General features: G+C 31.1%; 14 protein-coding genes. All 14 read left to right on the forward strand.

What is annotated here, in order from left to right; genetic code table 4:
- The first annotated feature begins 44 nt into the window (after positions 1–44).
- The 14 genes from SALLE_RS00080 (at position 45) to SALLE_RS00145 (ending at position 14,667) form a co-directional block, all read left to right on the forward strand.
- Positions 45–983, forward strand: a complete 939-nt coding sequence (locus SALLE_RS00080) for an ABC transporter ATP-binding protein (protein ID WP_115557621.1) — start codon at positions 45–47, stop codon at positions 981–983.
- 115 nt (positions 984–1,098) lie between these two features.
- Positions 1,099–1,410, forward strand: coding sequence for a DUF1904 family protein (locus SALLE_RS00085; RefSeq protein WP_162807909.1), 312 nt, complete (start codon positions 1,099–1,101; stop codon positions 1,408–1,410).
- Positions 1,410–2,375 carry a tRNA dihydrouridine synthase DusB gene (gene dusB, locus SALLE_RS00090; protein WP_115557623.1) on the forward strand — a complete coding sequence of 322 codons (966 nt, stop codon included), beginning with the start codon at positions 1,410–1,412 and terminating at the stop codon, positions 2,373–2,375. Before SALLE_RS00085 ends, dusB begins: the two co-directional genes overlap by 1 nt.
- A 13-nt stretch (positions 2,376–2,388) precedes the next feature.
- Entirely contained in the window at positions 2,389–3,897 is a 1,509-nt protein-coding gene (gene lysS, locus SALLE_RS00095) for a lysine--tRNA ligase (RefSeq protein ID WP_115557624.1), read from the forward strand.
- Positions 3,898–3,899: 2 nt separating this feature from the next.
- The gene (locus tag SALLE_RS00100; protein WP_115557625.1) at positions 3,900–4,904 is read left to right on the forward strand and encodes a class-II aminoacyl-tRNA synthetase family protein; all 1,005 of its coding nucleotides are present in this window, start codon (positions 3,900–3,902) and stop codon (positions 4,902–4,904) included.
- A gap of 72 nt (positions 4,905–4,976) precedes the next feature.
- Positions 4,977–5,621, forward strand: a complete 645-nt coding sequence (locus SALLE_RS00105; protein ID WP_115557626.1) for an IspD/TarI family cytidylyltransferase — start codon at positions 4,977–4,979, stop codon at positions 5,619–5,621.
- Between the two features lie 95 nt (positions 5,622–5,716).
- Positions 5,717–6,172: a 30S ribosomal protein S6 gene (gene rpsF, locus SALLE_RS00110; RefSeq protein ID WP_115557627.1), complete on the forward strand. Its 456-nt coding sequence runs from the start codon at positions 5,717–5,719 to the stop codon at positions 6,170–6,172.
- 16 nt (positions 6,173–6,188) lie between these two features.
- Positions 6,189–6,665 (forward strand): single-stranded DNA-binding protein, encoded by a 477-nt coding sequence (locus tag SALLE_RS00115; protein WP_115557628.1) that lies wholly within the window; start codon positions 6,189–6,191, stop codon positions 6,663–6,665.
- Positions 6,666–6,680: 15 nt separating this feature from the next.
- Positions 6,681–6,905 carry a 30S ribosomal protein S18 gene (gene rpsR / locus SALLE_RS00120; RefSeq protein ID WP_115557629.1) on the forward strand — a complete coding sequence of 75 codons (225 nt, stop codon included), beginning with the start codon at positions 6,681–6,683 and terminating at the stop codon, positions 6,903–6,905.
- 227 nt (positions 6,906–7,132) lie between these two features.
- Positions 7,133–9,814, forward strand: a complete 2,682-nt coding sequence (gene mgtA / locus SALLE_RS00125) for a magnesium-translocating P-type ATPase (RefSeq protein ID WP_115557630.1) — start codon at positions 7,133–7,135, stop codon at positions 9,812–9,814.
- Positions 9,815–9,870: 56 nt separating this feature from the next.
- Positions 9,871–10,317: a 50S ribosomal protein L9 gene (rplI, locus tag SALLE_RS00130; RefSeq protein WP_115557631.1), complete on the forward strand. Its 447-nt coding sequence runs from the start codon at positions 9,871–9,873 to the stop codon at positions 10,315–10,317.
- Positions 10,317–11,651: a replicative DNA helicase gene (gene dnaB, locus SALLE_RS00135; RefSeq protein ID WP_115557632.1), complete on the forward strand. Its 1,335-nt coding sequence runs from the start codon at positions 10,317–10,319 to the stop codon at positions 11,649–11,651. The genes rplI and dnaB overlap by 1 nt, the downstream gene beginning before the upstream one ends.
- A 46-nt stretch (positions 11,652–11,697) precedes the next feature.
- The gene (locus tag SALLE_RS00140) at positions 11,698–12,780 is read left to right on the forward strand and encodes a lipoprotein (protein WP_115557633.1); all 1,083 of its coding nucleotides are present in this window, start codon (positions 11,698–11,700) and stop codon (positions 12,778–12,780) included.
- An 87-nt stretch (positions 12,781–12,867) separates the two neighbouring features.
- Entirely contained in the window at positions 12,868–14,667 is a 1,800-nt protein-coding gene (locus tag SALLE_RS00145; RefSeq protein WP_115557634.1) for a hypothetical protein, read from the forward strand.
- Positions 14,668–14,676 lie beyond the last annotated feature (9 nt).

Raw genomic sequence — 14,676 nt, forward strand, 5'->3', positions numbered from 1 at the left:
GTAAATATGATATTATCTTTAAAAGAATAAACAAGGAGAAAATAATGGCTAAAAAAGATGAAAAAAACCTAATTCAAGATGATGCAGTAGTTAAAGAAAATAGTTCTGAGGCTGAATTTGTTGTCGTGGAACCGTTTACGGTTACCGAAGAAGGTGTAAAAGCTGTTAAGGCTAAAAACAAATATCAAAAGCAATTAACAAACAAATATTCAAAAGAAATTTTAGAAGGTAAAATTGTTTCAACAACAGGGGTAAAGCCTGAAGTTGATAAAAACGTAATTGAGCTTGTTAATGTTAGAAAATCTTATGTAACAGGAGATGTGGAAACACCAGTACTAAAGGGTGTTGACATTAAATTTAAAAAGGGTAATTTCATTGTAATTCTTGGTCCTTCAGGTTCGGGTAAAACAACTCTCTTGAATTTAATATCTGGACTAGATAAAACTAGTGAAGGGGACGTATTTGTTCTTGGATCAAACCTTTCTTTATTAAAGGATTCTCATTTAACAAAATTTAGAAGAGATAACGTTGGGTTTATTTTCCAACAATATAATCTACTTGCTAATTTAACAGCCAAAGAAAATGCTGAAGTTGGAGAAAACTTGAGTAGAAACAAAAATAAAGATATGACAATTGAAGATATTTTTGAAACAATTGGGATGAAAGAGCAAATGAATAAATATCCTCACCAAATGTCTGGGGGTCAACAACAAAGGGTTTCAATCGCCAGAGCTCTTGCTAAAAATCCAGACATTCTTTTTGGAGACGAACCAACTGGGGCGCTTGATGAAGAAATGGGTAGAAAAGTTTTAGAAATTTTGATTCAAGTAAATCAAAAATACAAAACTACTGTAATCATTGTTACTCACAACCCTAATATTGCTGATATTGCAAATACTGTTGTTCATGTTCGTAATGGATTAATTGACGATATTAAACAAAATGCAAAACCAAAAAAACCATCAGAAATTGATTGATCATAATAATAGATAAAAAACTTAAATCTAGTAACGGATTTATTTTTTTTTGCAAATAAGACCGATTTAGGTTTATTCAAAAAAATAAAGAGATATAATAATTTAAAGGATGGATAAAAAAATGCCAATATTTAATTTTTACGGAACAAGTAAAGAACATGTTCAAAATTTTGCCAATAGAATAGATGAGATTTCAGAAGCTTTAAAAGCACCAAATTCAGCTTTTTCATTTTGAAACATTGACTCTGATTCTATAGGTCAAGAAAATTTAATTAAAATAGAAATAAAATGAAAAAAACGTAGTGAGGATATGAAGTCTTGAATTGCTAATTTTTCTCAACAATTTTTTTCAAAAATTAACAAAGATTACCAAACAATAATTCTTTTTACTGAAATTGATGACAATTACTATAAAACAGGTATTAAGTCTTAATGAAAATAGGTAATATTGAAATTCCTGGGAATCTTGTCTTAGGGCCAATGGCGGGAACAACAAATGCCGCTTTTAGAATTATTTGCAAAGAAAATGGAGCAGATTTAGTCTATGCTGAAATGGTAAGTTCTGAGGGCCTTGTCCACGGTAATAAGAAATCGTTTGAAATGATAAAAGTTGAAAATATTGAGCACCCAATTACTTTGCAAATTTTTGGTTTTGATTTGGATTCGTTTATAAAAGCGGCTAAGCTTGTTAATGAAGAATCAAATTGCGATATCATTGATATAAATATGGGTTGTCCTGCTCCAAAAGTGGCAGTAAAAAGTCAGGCTGGCGCTAATTTGCTGAAATATCCAGACAAAATTTATGAAATAGTAAAGGCTGTTGTTGAAGTTGTTGATAAACCCGTCTCTGTTAAATTAAGAATCGGATGAGATGATAATTCTAAGAATGTTGTAGAAATTGCTAAGTTATGTGAAAAGGCTGGCGCAAGCGCACTAACAATTCACGGCCGAACAAGGTCGCAATTTTTTACAGGTAAGGCGGATTGGAGTTACATTAAGAAAGTTAAAGAATCAGTAAGTATTCCAGTCATTGGCAATGGTGATGTTGTTGATGGACCCTCTGCTTTAAAAATGCTAAACGAGACAGGTTGTGATGCTGTAATGATCGCTAGAGCCGCTCAAGGTAACCCGTGAATTTTTAAACAAATTAAGGATTTTTTAGAAACCGGAAAGCAGAGCGAAGCTCCAACATTTGATGAATGAAAAAAAGTAGTTATGCGCCATACAGAGCTAATTGTTGAAATGAAGGGTGAATCTTTAGGAGTTAGAGAAATGCGTAAACAAATCCTTTGATATCTTGCCGTTTTACCTAAAAATGATAAAATAATTGAAATGAAGAAAAAATGCATAAGCGTGGAAACGGTTCAAGAAATTTTGGATTTATTTGAGTCATATTAATAAGGAGAAATTTATGAAAGAAAAATTTGAAAGAAACTTTACTGAGCAAGAACAAGTTCGTAGAGATAAGTACCAAAATCTAGTGAAAGAAAATAGAGACCCTTTTGTTATTACAAAATTTGAAAGAACTCATACAATTGGGGAAATTATTGGCAGTTTTGAAAAGTATTCAAAAGAAGAATTACAAAATTTAAAGCAAAAAGAAATTAAGGTTGCCGGGAGAATACGTTTGTTTAGAGAAGCGGGTAAAAAAGCGGTTTTTGCCAATATTCAAGACCAAGAAAACAACATTCAAATTTACGGACGCCAAGATGAACTTGGAGATGTTGATTTTGAATATTTCAGAGACCTTGATTTAGGGGATATTATTGGACTAACTGGAACAATGATGAAAACAGATCACGGTGAATTAACATTAAGAATTAAAAAATATCAATTGTTGTCAAAAAGTTTGCGACCACTTCCAGATAAGCATGCTGGTATTGCTGATATCGAAGAAAAATATCGTCGTCGTTATGTAGATTTAATTATGAATCCTGAAACTAAAAAAACTTTTCAATCAAGAACTAAAATAATTCGCAAAATTCAAGAAATTTTGGATAACAAAGGATACATGGAAGTTGAAACTCCAATACTTCACACAATTAATGGGGGAGCTGCTGCAAAACCGTTTATAACCCACTATAACGCTCTAGACCGTGACTTTTACTTGCGTATCGCAACCGAATTGCATTTAAAAAGATTAATTGTTGGAGGTTTTGAAGGAGTTTATGAAATAGGTAGAATCTTCAGAAATGAAGGAATGGATACTAGACATAATCCCGAATTTACTTCAATTGAATTGTATGTCGCATATGAGGATATGGAATTTTTAATGAATTTAACAGAAAATATTTTTAAAGAATGTTCAATGTTGATTCAAGGTAAAACTAAAATCGAATATGGTGGACATAAATTAGATTTAGGAAAATCTTGAAAACGCTGACATATGGTTGACGCGATTAAAGACTTAACAGGGGTTGATTTTTGAAAAAAAATGACTTTTGAAGACGCTAAAAAACTTGCAAATCAAAAAGGAATTAAATTGGAGAAGCACCACTCAACTGTTGGCCATATTATTAACTTGTTTTTTGAAGAATTTGTTGAGGATAAAATTATTGAACCAACATTTATCTACGGTCATCCAAAAGAAATTTCACCACTTTCAAAAGCAAACAACGAAGACCCGAGATTTACAGATCGCTTTGAGTTGTTTATAATTGGTAGAGAATATGCAAATGCGTTTGCTGAGCTAAATAACCCAATTGACCAATTTGAAAGATTTGTTGAACAGTTAAAAGAGGCTGACGCCGGAAACGATGAAGCCACCGGAATGGATATTGATTTTATTGAGGCTTTAGAATATGGATTCCCTCCTACTGCGGGAATCGGTATTGGGATTGATCGACTTGTAATGTTGTTAACAAATTCTGAATCAATTAAAGATGTTCTACTATTCCCTCAAATGAAACCGAGAGCCTAATTATGAAATTTGAAATAGCTTTAGGTTACAACTCAAAATTAGACAAGTTAGAAACTCTAAAAGCAATTAATATTATTAAAAATAACTTAAAGCAAAAAATAATGGAACGTAATCTTTTAATTGAAATTAATCCAGCATTAGTAACAAATAAAGAATTATGATTAAATGACGATTTCCAAGGGACCCAGCGAGCATTAGATTTCGACTTAGTAAATAACAACTTTTACGGAGAAATCCTACAATCTAACAATAAGTACCGCAGACATTTTTTAATGAAGAATGGTTTACAAAATGTTGGTGACGGTGTAATTTCTGATTTTTCATGTCTGAGAAGAGATGAAAAAATAGGAAATACAACTTCAAATATTTACGATGAAATAGGTTTTGAAATTGTTGTCAATAAATATGAGACCGATTATTTAAATGACTTTATAGTTGCTCTATATGGACAGTTAATTTCTGTCGATGAAATGGTTAAAGATGAATTTGATCAACTTGAGAAAGAACATCTAAGTACTCAAATAACTTTCATCAGCTTTTCTAAACTAAAAGCACTTTACCCTTTTATTTCCTTTAAGGAAAGACTGAATCGCTTTGCTAAAGAAAATGGTAGCTTTGTTCTAACAAACTTTGTTAAAAAATTGTTTAACACAAAAGATTTAAATAATTTTTCAGAGGATGTTTTTGATTTTAATTCATATTCAATAATTTATACATATAATCCAGTTACTGAGTCAGCGGTTGAAATAGCTTATTTAAGTTACTCTGTTGATAGAGAAATCTTGCAAGAACAGAATCTGTTGTTAAAGGAAAACTTTAAAACCAAAACCGGTTATGATCATCTTGTTACTACTGGAAAATTGCCACTGACAATTAGCGGGGGAGTTTATACATCAAAATTCACAATGCTGGTTTTGGAAAAAAACCATATTGCTGAGGTTCAAAATTCTATTTGATCAAAAGATTTTGAAGATTTCTGTGATAAAAACGAAATTAATATTCTTTAAAAAGCTGCAAGGCTTTTTTTATTTTAATTTTAGAAAGTGATTTGAGTATATAATAAATTAAAGGGTGATTTTATGTTTTCTGTAATTATTGTAGCGGCCGGTGATAGCACGAGGTTTTCTGGTGGTAATAAAATGGTTGTTAAATTAGAAAATCAAGAGTTGGTTATTAATGAAACCTGTAAGTTATTTTTAGAAAATAATAAAATTTCAAAAGTGATTTTAGTTTCAAAAGATCAGATAAAAGAAATTGTTTTTAAAAGATTTGTTAATAATAGCAAAATGGTTTTTACTCAAGGAGGTTCAACCCGTTTTTTATCAGTTAAGAATGGCTTGGAAATTTGTGATACAGAAAAAGTTTTAATTCATGATGGGGCAAGGCCTTTCTTGTCGCAAAAGCTTTTAGACAAAATTTTATATGAAATAGAATCTTCTGAATATGACGCTGTAATTCCTTGAATACCTGTAACAAATACTTTAAAAAAAATTAAACCTAAAATTAAAACAGTCAAAAGAGAAGAGTTTGTTCAAACCCAAACACCTCAAGCTTTTAATACAAAAATGTTGAAAAAAATTTATGAAAATTTGGATGATGGTGAATTTTATGATGATTGTCAGGTTTTGGAAGAACACAAAAAAGATGCCAAAATTAAACTAGTTGAAGGGGAAATAACTAATAAAAAAATCACTTTTATTCAAGATTTATCAATAAACACTTAAATTTTGTCTCAAAATAATATATAATTTTTAGGCGAGTTAATAAATCATTAACTCCTTGCCTTAAATTAGGCCATAGACCATAAGGAGAATAAAACATGGTAAGAAAATATGAAATCATGTATATCCTAGACCAAGATACAACTGAGGTAAAGGAAGTACAAAAGAAATTGCATGCAATTTTAGAAACTAACGGAGGGAAAATTATTGAGTCAGCAGATTGAGGTCTTAAAAATTTTGCTTATCCAATCAATCGTAAGGAAAAGGGATATTACACAGTTGTAATTTCAGATACAACATCAGAAAATATCAACGAATTCCAACGTGTTGCTAAAATTGATAAAAATGTAGTACGTGTAATGGTAATTAACACAGAATCAGAAAAAAGATATGAACAAACAACAAAATTATCAAAAACTGATATGTCAAAATTCAAGGAAGAAAAACGTGCTCCAAAACCATTTGAAAAACGTTTTAACCGTGAAGGTTTTAATAAAAATAACAATCCAGCAAATAACAATTCAGAAAACAAAACTGAAAAGCCAGCAGAATAATTGGAGGTATTAATTAATGAATCAAGTTCAACTAATTGGAAGAATCACTAAGGATTTAGAATTAAGAACCTCTTCAGCTGGTAAATCATTTGTTGCGTTTACTTTAGCTGTCAGTTCATTTGGAGGAGGTAAGGAGTATACAAACTTTATTCCTTGCTTTGCCTGAGAAAGAAGTGCAGAAAACATGGCTAAATTTTTAAAAAAAGGAAGTCTGATAGCTGTTGAAGGTTCATTGAGTGCAAGAAGCGAAAACAAAGATGGAGTTTACCAAACAATTGTTAACGTTACTGCCCAAAGAGTTGAATTTTTAGAATCAAGAGGTTCGGGGCAATCATTTGATCGCGAACCGGTTCAAGCTTTTAATACAGAGCCAAACTCAAATTTTGACTTAGACGTTGTTAACAACTTCTCTGCTAAAAATGAAGAAAAAAAATATGAAGCTCCAAAACAATCATTTTCAGATGATGACGATGATTCGATTTTATGAGATTAACAGAAGAGGAAAAAAATGAAAAAATTTAACGTAAGAAGAAAAAAAGTAAACTTTTTTGCTAAAAATGAAATAAACTACATTGATTACAAAGATGTTGATTTATTGAAAAAATTCATTTCAGGAAATGGACAAATTTTACCAAAAAGAGTTACAGGTACATCACCAAAACACCAAAGAATGCTGTCAACAGCAATTAAAAGAGCAAGAATTATGGGATTATTGCCTTTCGTAGTTCAATAAAAAATTAACCACCAAATGTAATTGGTGGTTTTTATTTTTTTGACCCCCTAATTAAATTTATATAGTATAATAGAAAAAGTGAAAGAGGTGGTTGTATGAGTCCGTTATCCAGTTTTAATGACGAAGTGCCAATAGATACCAAAAAAATAGATAAATATAGCCACAATACTAATTAGGAGTATTTTTTAATTGTGTTTGTGTGCTTATTTTAAGGAAAAGGAGGCAACATGCACAAAGTAGTTAAAAAAAGCAAACCAAGCAAAATCGTCTATAAAAATGATGCTCAGCTTGAAAAGTTTGCTAACCTAAATCAAGGCGAGCTATTGCAAGAATTAGAAATAGCTGGCTTTGGTTTGAGCAGAAATGAAGTCGAAGAAAAGACTGATAAATATGGTAAAAATAATTTAAAAGACATGAAATATAATTATTTTGCTGAGTTCATTAAAAACTATTTTGGACCTTTCAATTTAATTCTTATGGGAATATGCACATATAATTTTATTGAATATGCAAGTACAAAAAGTGTTTTTGATTTAGTTGGAGCAATAATAATTACAGTTATGGTTTTGATCAGTGGAACAGTGGGTTTCGCTCAGTCAACAAAATCATTTCTTATTTCTAAAAGGCTGAGCTCTGTTGTAACAAATACCGCAACTGTGATTAGAATGGATGAAGATAGAGAACAAATTGTTAATAAGGCAAACTATCTGAAACTAGTAAAAAAATCTCGAGAAATTGATATTCAAGACTTGCTTCCAGGGGATGTTATTTATCTTTCGAGTGGTGATATGATTCCCGCAGATGTTAGAATTTTATGAAGTAAGGATTTATTCATTAATCAGTCATCTCTGACAGGAGAATCAATTCCCGTAGAGAAAAATGCTGATAATAAAGGTGAAACAATGTTGGAGTTCAACAACATATGTTTATCTGGAACAAGTGTAGTTTCAGGAACTGCGATTGCCGTCGTAATTTTTACAGGTAGCCAAACTTACTTTTCTGCAATTCATCAAATTGTAAGAGAGAAAAAAAGTTTAAATAGTTTTGAAAAAGGGATTCGTAAAGTAACAATTATGTTGATGTGCTTTATGCTAATAATGGTACCAATTGTTATCCTAGTTATGGGTGTAAGTAAAGGTCAGTGAACCGAAGGTTCTTTATTAGCGATTGCGGTTGCGGTTGGACTAACTCCAGAAATGCTCCCGGTAATTGTAAACGCCAATCTATCTCGAGGAGCCAATCAACTAAGTAAACATAAAGTTGTTATTAAAAATACCAGTTCAGTTCAGAACTTGGGTGCGATGGATGTTTTGTGTACTGATAAGACCGGTACATTAACAAATGATAAAATTGAGTTAACAAAAATTCATACTCTGGATAACAAATCAAGTGACGATGTTTTAAAACTCTTGTACCTAAATAGTTATTTTCAAACAGGTTTAAAAAATCCAATGGACAATGCTGTTTTGGATTATGTTATGGAAGGTAACAAAATTTCGATTAAGAATAAATTTCAAAAATATGATGAAATTCCTTTTGACTTTAACCGAAGAAAATTGACAATAATTGTTAACGATGAAAAAAATAATAAAAAAATAATTTGTAAAGGTGCAGTAGAAGAAATTGTTAAAGTTTGTACTAAGGTATATTACCAAGGAAAAGTTGTCGATTTAGATGAAGAAAAATTAAGACAAATTTTAGGAACTGCAAGCAAAGCGAATAAAGAAGGATTGAGAACAATTGGTGTAGCTTATCGTGATGAACAAGATCTTCAAAAAGAAAGTTATACTGAGAAAGACGAGAAAGATTTAATCTTTTATGGATTTGCGAGTTTCTTGGATGCTCCAAAACCTTCGGCATCAAAAATGATTAAATTACTAAAAGATAACGGAGTAGATTTAAAAATTCTAACCGGAGACAATGAAGAAATTACCAAAACAATTTGTAAAAGAGTAGGTTTGAAAATCAAAGGGATTCTATCCGGAGCAGAAATGGAAAAAATGACCGAATTACAATTAAAAACAGCGGTTGAAAGAACGAATGTTTTTGTTAAATTAAACCCATTGCAAAAAGTTAAAATCATTGAGGTTTTAAAAAGCAATGATCACATTGTTGGTTTCATGGGTGATGGAATTAATGATGCACCAGTTTTAAGACAAAGTGATGTGGCAATATCAGTTCACAATGCAACTGATATTGCAAAAGAAGCTAGTGATATTATTCTTTTAGAAAAATCACTTTTAGTTTTAGAAAAAGGAATTATCCAAGGACGTAAAATTTTTGGTAATATTTTGAAATATATCAAAATTACCGCATCATCAAACTTTGGTAATGCAGCCAGTGTTGTTATTGGAGCTGCTTGACTTCCTTTTCAACCAATGATGCCAGTACAAATTTTATTCCAAAATTTAATTTACGATTTTTCACAATTTGCTCTAGCATATGACAAAGTAGATAAGGAATTCTTGCGAACGCCGCAAAGATGAAATGCCAAGGACATGGTTCCGTTTATCTTGTTTAATGGTCCTGTAAGTAGTATTTTTGACTTAATAACTTTTGCTATTTTAGCATATGGATATAACTACAATGATACTTCAAAAATGCAAATGTTTAACGCTGGATGATTCATGGTTGGATTAGCAACACAATCATTGGTAGTTCAAATTATGAGAACTGAAAAATTACCTTTTGTTCAATCAAAAGCAGTTTGACAATTGAACGCCTTCACGGTTTTCACTTGCATTACAGCGATAGCAATTCCTTACATTCCTCATGTAAATACAGGATTAGGAATGGTGCACCCAGGCTACACATTTATACCAATAGTAATTGGATTATTAATTATGTACCTAGTTGTTGCTCAGCTGGTAAAAATGCTTTATATCAAATTATTCAAAAAATGGTTATAAAAAACCGGTTTCAAACCGGTTTTTTTGTTTATAATATAAGGTAATGGAGGTGGATTATGAAAGTTATTTTACTAAAAGATGTTAAAAATTATGGTAAAAAAGATGAGATCGTTGATGTCTCGGATGGTTATGCAACCAACTATTTAATCCCGAAAAAACTAGCAATTAAAGCCAGCCAAGATAGTGTTAACTATTTAAAAGGAAAAATTGATAAAAGAAATGTAGAAACCGAATCACAACGTCAAGAGACTTTATATTTAAAATCCCAAATTGAAAAAATTACTTTGAACTTCAAGTTAGCAGTAAAAGATGGTAAAGCGTTTGGTTCTGTATCTCAGGCACAAATTGAAGAAAAAATGTTAAAAGAATATAATATTAAAATAGATAAAAGAAAATTTTTAAAACACGAGAATTTGAACCAAATTGGGCTTTTCTACATTAAAACAAAACTGGATTTTAATATTGAAGCTACAATTAATGTAAAAATAGAAAGTAAAGAATAATGAGCACTAACTTAAAAAATCAGAAAAATATAATCGAAGATGCTGAAAGAATGGTCTTAGCAATCGCAATTCATTCTGCCAAGGCGAGCTATGAAGTTGTAAGTAAACTTAGATCTGAGGACTTTTCTTTACAATCGCACCAATTAATTTATGATGTTATTTTAAAACAACAAGCAAGCGCTGCAGAAATTTCAGTAACCAAAATTGCTCATGACTTAGTTAAGGATAAAAATTTAGAGCGTGCTGGAGGTTTAGAATACTTAACTGAAATTTCGGGATATTTTTATACTGATGAAGGTGTCGAAGAATATATAGACATTGTTTTTAAAAACAGTATTGGTCGTCAGTTGGATTCTGCTTTAAAATATATAAAAGATTTAAGAGATCAAAATCACGGAATCGAAGAAATATTTGCAGAAGCTCAAAGCAAGATTTTAGAAATTAAAACTGACACAACTCATGATGATATCGTTCACATTTCTAGAACTATTCAAGATGTTGTTGAAAAAATTCACTTACTTGAGCAACAAGGTGAAGCCTTAACTGGTGTAACCACGGGTTTTCAAAAATTAGATAAAATCACCAACGGTTTACAACCAGGGGATTTTATTATTTTAGCAGCTCGTCCATCAATGGGAAAAACGGCTTTTGCTTTGAATATGGCTTTTAACGCCGCTCAGCGCCAAAAAGGGGTAGCGTTCTTTTCTTTGGAGATGCCAAAAGAACAACTAGTACAAAGAATTCTTGGGAGTACCACAAAAATTGAATCTTCTAAAATTAGATCTGGTTCGGGACTTACCACAGAATCTTGAAAATCAATTACAGCAGCATCTGATAAAATTAAGAAAATGAATATTGTAATTGACGACTCTCCAGGGATTAATATTTTACAAATTCAATCAAAATTAAGAAAAATGAAACGCGACTTTGATATTGATTTATGTGTTATTGATTACCTGCAATTGATTTCAACAATTGGTAACGGAGACAACCGCCAAAATGAAATTGCCACAATTTCTAGACAATTGAAAAAAATTGCCCGTGAAATTGAAATACCGATTGTGTGTTTATCTCAGCTTTCTCGTTCTGTTGAAAAAAGAGAAGACAGAACCCCAATTATGTCTGACTTAAGGGATTCAGGAGCTATTGAACAAGATGCTGATGTTATTATGTTTTTATATCGCGAGGCATATTATGAGAAAAAATCTGGTTATGATGAAATACTAGACAATACCGAAGAAACTGACTTAATAATTTCAAAACATCGTAATGGGGCTACAGGAGTTGTAAAACTTAATTTCCATAAAAGTTTTGGTAAATTTACTGATGTATAATTAATGTTTAAGTGTGTATAATAATAAAAGTAAAAGGGAGATATATATGAAAAAATTACTATCAATATTGGGTGCAGTAACACTGACGGCATCAACTAGCTTAAGTGTAATATCTTGTTCAATTCCTACTCAAAGAGTTGATATTTTTGTTGGTAAAAATGCGGAGTCTGATAATTTTAAAAAATTTGATGGTCCTAATCGCGCAATAAGCGCTTTAAGTGCTGACATTTTAAATGTTTTAAACTTTAAAAAGGAAATGTATCCTGACGAAGCTAAATACCAAGAACAAAAAAAATTAAGACAAAATAAAGACGGGAAATTATTTTCTTTTGAAGAACTATTTGCTAACAACGATGCAATTTTAACCGGAGAAGCTAAAGAAGATTTTTGAAGAGAATATAACGAGCCGTTTAATACTAGTTTTTCTCAAGTAACATATGATAAAAATGAAGAAGATAGCAATTTCCAACTACTGGACTTAACTGTAATTCGTTCAATTGTTCCTGAAGGAAAAACAGATGGTGAAAAAATTAAATTTTTAAGAGCCGAAACTCCAAAAGATGATAAAGAGTTAAAAGACTTTGAAAAACACAAAGCTAATACTGCTAAAATACTTAAATCAAGTGATTTGCCTACAGGAATAAATGACAAAATCGACCAAATGACAGGAATTGGAGCTGATCCAAAACCAGAATTAAAGTATGTTAAAAAAGAAAAAGACGACGAAGGTAAAGAACATGACATTCTTTTATATCGCTTGAAGGACGAAGAAGTTTTAACACCTTATGTTCGCGAAGTTGAAAGTAAGGAAATTAAATTTACAACAGTTGCTGCTGATGTTGTTTATTCATTTGATGTAGACGATTTTGATTTTGAAATTATTTTTCAAGGACATGAAAATAAATATAAAATAACTTCAAGCATTTCTGGTCTTTCAGGAGTTTTGGGTCTTACAGGGGCTCTTGCAAATAAGGAAGACAATACAGAAGGTATTAATACAAACTTCTATTGATATTTACGTCAATACCAGTTTAATAACAACAAAATTATCGGTACTGGTTCACCAGATAAAATGGAAGGTAAATTCGACAACCTAAATATTTCAAAAATAGAATTTACAAAAATATAAACTATATTGACTAACCCCCTTTAAATCTAGGGGTTTTTTTGATATAATAAATATGATTTTTATTTAGTGTTAGATGAGGAGAAAAAGATGAAAAAATTGCAATTAAGACAATTTAATAATTTATTTCAAGTATACGATCCAAGTCAAGAAAAAGTGATTGCTATTTTTGATTCTGAGCAAGCTGCTAGAAATTTCATTATTAATGAAATTGAAGATCAAAATCTAATTTTAAGCTCTTCAAACCCCCAAATGGGACCTAACAACTTTATGACTCCACCACCAATGGGACCTAACAACTTTATGACTCCACCACCAATGGGACCTAACAACTTTATGACTCCACCACCAATGATGCCTTGAAATGGTGCTCAACCATCGATAGGTCAACCATTAGGTCAAAACTGTCAACAGCATCAAGTTCAACAATGTTCAACGTGTTCGCAAAGTTCTCATGTGGTAAACAATTTGAGTCAAAACGATGGCAACTCTTTAAATATGATTTCTGGACTAAGCAACATGATGAACTCAATGATTACTGGATTTGGTTCAATGATGACAACAATGTCAAAAAATAATAGCACAGATAATAGTCCAAAAAAAGAGGAAAAAAGTCTTGACCCTGATGAGTTGATTAGAAAATTAGATGAAAGAGAAAGAATGAAAAAACTTGATATTCATCTTTATGAGGCTGAAAAAAGACGTCAATATGATGACAATTTTTATCATTCAAGAAGAGAAAACAGATATTTTGATTATGAACAACCTCAATATGAAAAACGTCGTGAAGATAAAATTAAACCTATTTTAGAAGAAATAGTTGCTGAACCAAAAATAGCTGAAAAAATACAAGAACCTCAACAACCACCTGTATATCAATCTGTACAAGTTGTCCAACCAAATCAACCAGTCCAACCAACACCAATAATTCAACAACCAATAATTCAACCAACACCAATAATTCAACAACAACCAATAGTTGAAGAAATAACACCAATAGTTGAAGAAATAACACCAATAGTTGAAGAAATAACCGATGAATTTGATGGTTTAGATGAGATTGAAGAAATTGTTGAAGAAAAGCAGAATTTAGTAAACGATTCACAACAAGATATTTTGATTGCAGAAGAAACCAGTTCGGGAGCTAGATTGAGAAATAAATCCGATCATGATAACACAAGTCATGTCGATGAAGACATTTATAAACTATCTGATATGGAAGACTCTCAAGAGGTTGACTTTAATGACTACACATCTTCATTTAACTTTGAAATTTCAGAGTTTAAAGATAATGGCGGAGCCTTCATTAAGAAAAGTGGTAAAAAGGGTAAATTGGCCAATATTGATGATAAGAGTCTTGGAGAAACCAGCGCCTATGAAAATCTTGAGATTTTAAATACTCCAAGCAAAAGAGTAATTGCAGATGATCAGTTGGTTAAAGTTGATTATACAAAAACAATTAAAAACGATAATTTCGGTAAAAACTTAAGAAAAGTTTTATCAGAACCTATAATAATTGAACCAACAGTTGAATTAGACAACACAATGGATAATTTAAATGGTGCTCTAGCTTTTGAGTTACAAAGAAGCCTGGACAAAAATAAAGCTATCGATAACAACCAAACTGTGGAAGTAACTTCTATGTTGGTTGGAGAAAAATTAAATGAATCTAATTATAAAGATGATGGTTCAGTGCTAGATTTAGGACCAGAGGCTGATTCGATTGAATTTGTTGAGGACGCAACAATTGAACAAGAAGAGGCTTCGAAAGACAAAAAAGCTGATCAACCAAAACTATCAAAAGTTGAACAAAAATTAGCAAAAAAAGAAGCGGCACAAGAAAAAAAAGATGAAAAACGTCGATTAAAATTAGAAAAAAAATGAAAATAATCATTCAAG

Origin of the sequence: Spiroplasma alleghenense (assembly GCF_003363775.1) — a bacterium.
Classification (GTDB): Bacteria; Bacillota_I; Bacilli_A; order Mycoplasmatales; family Mycoplasmataceae; genus Spiroplasma_B; species Spiroplasma_B alleghenense.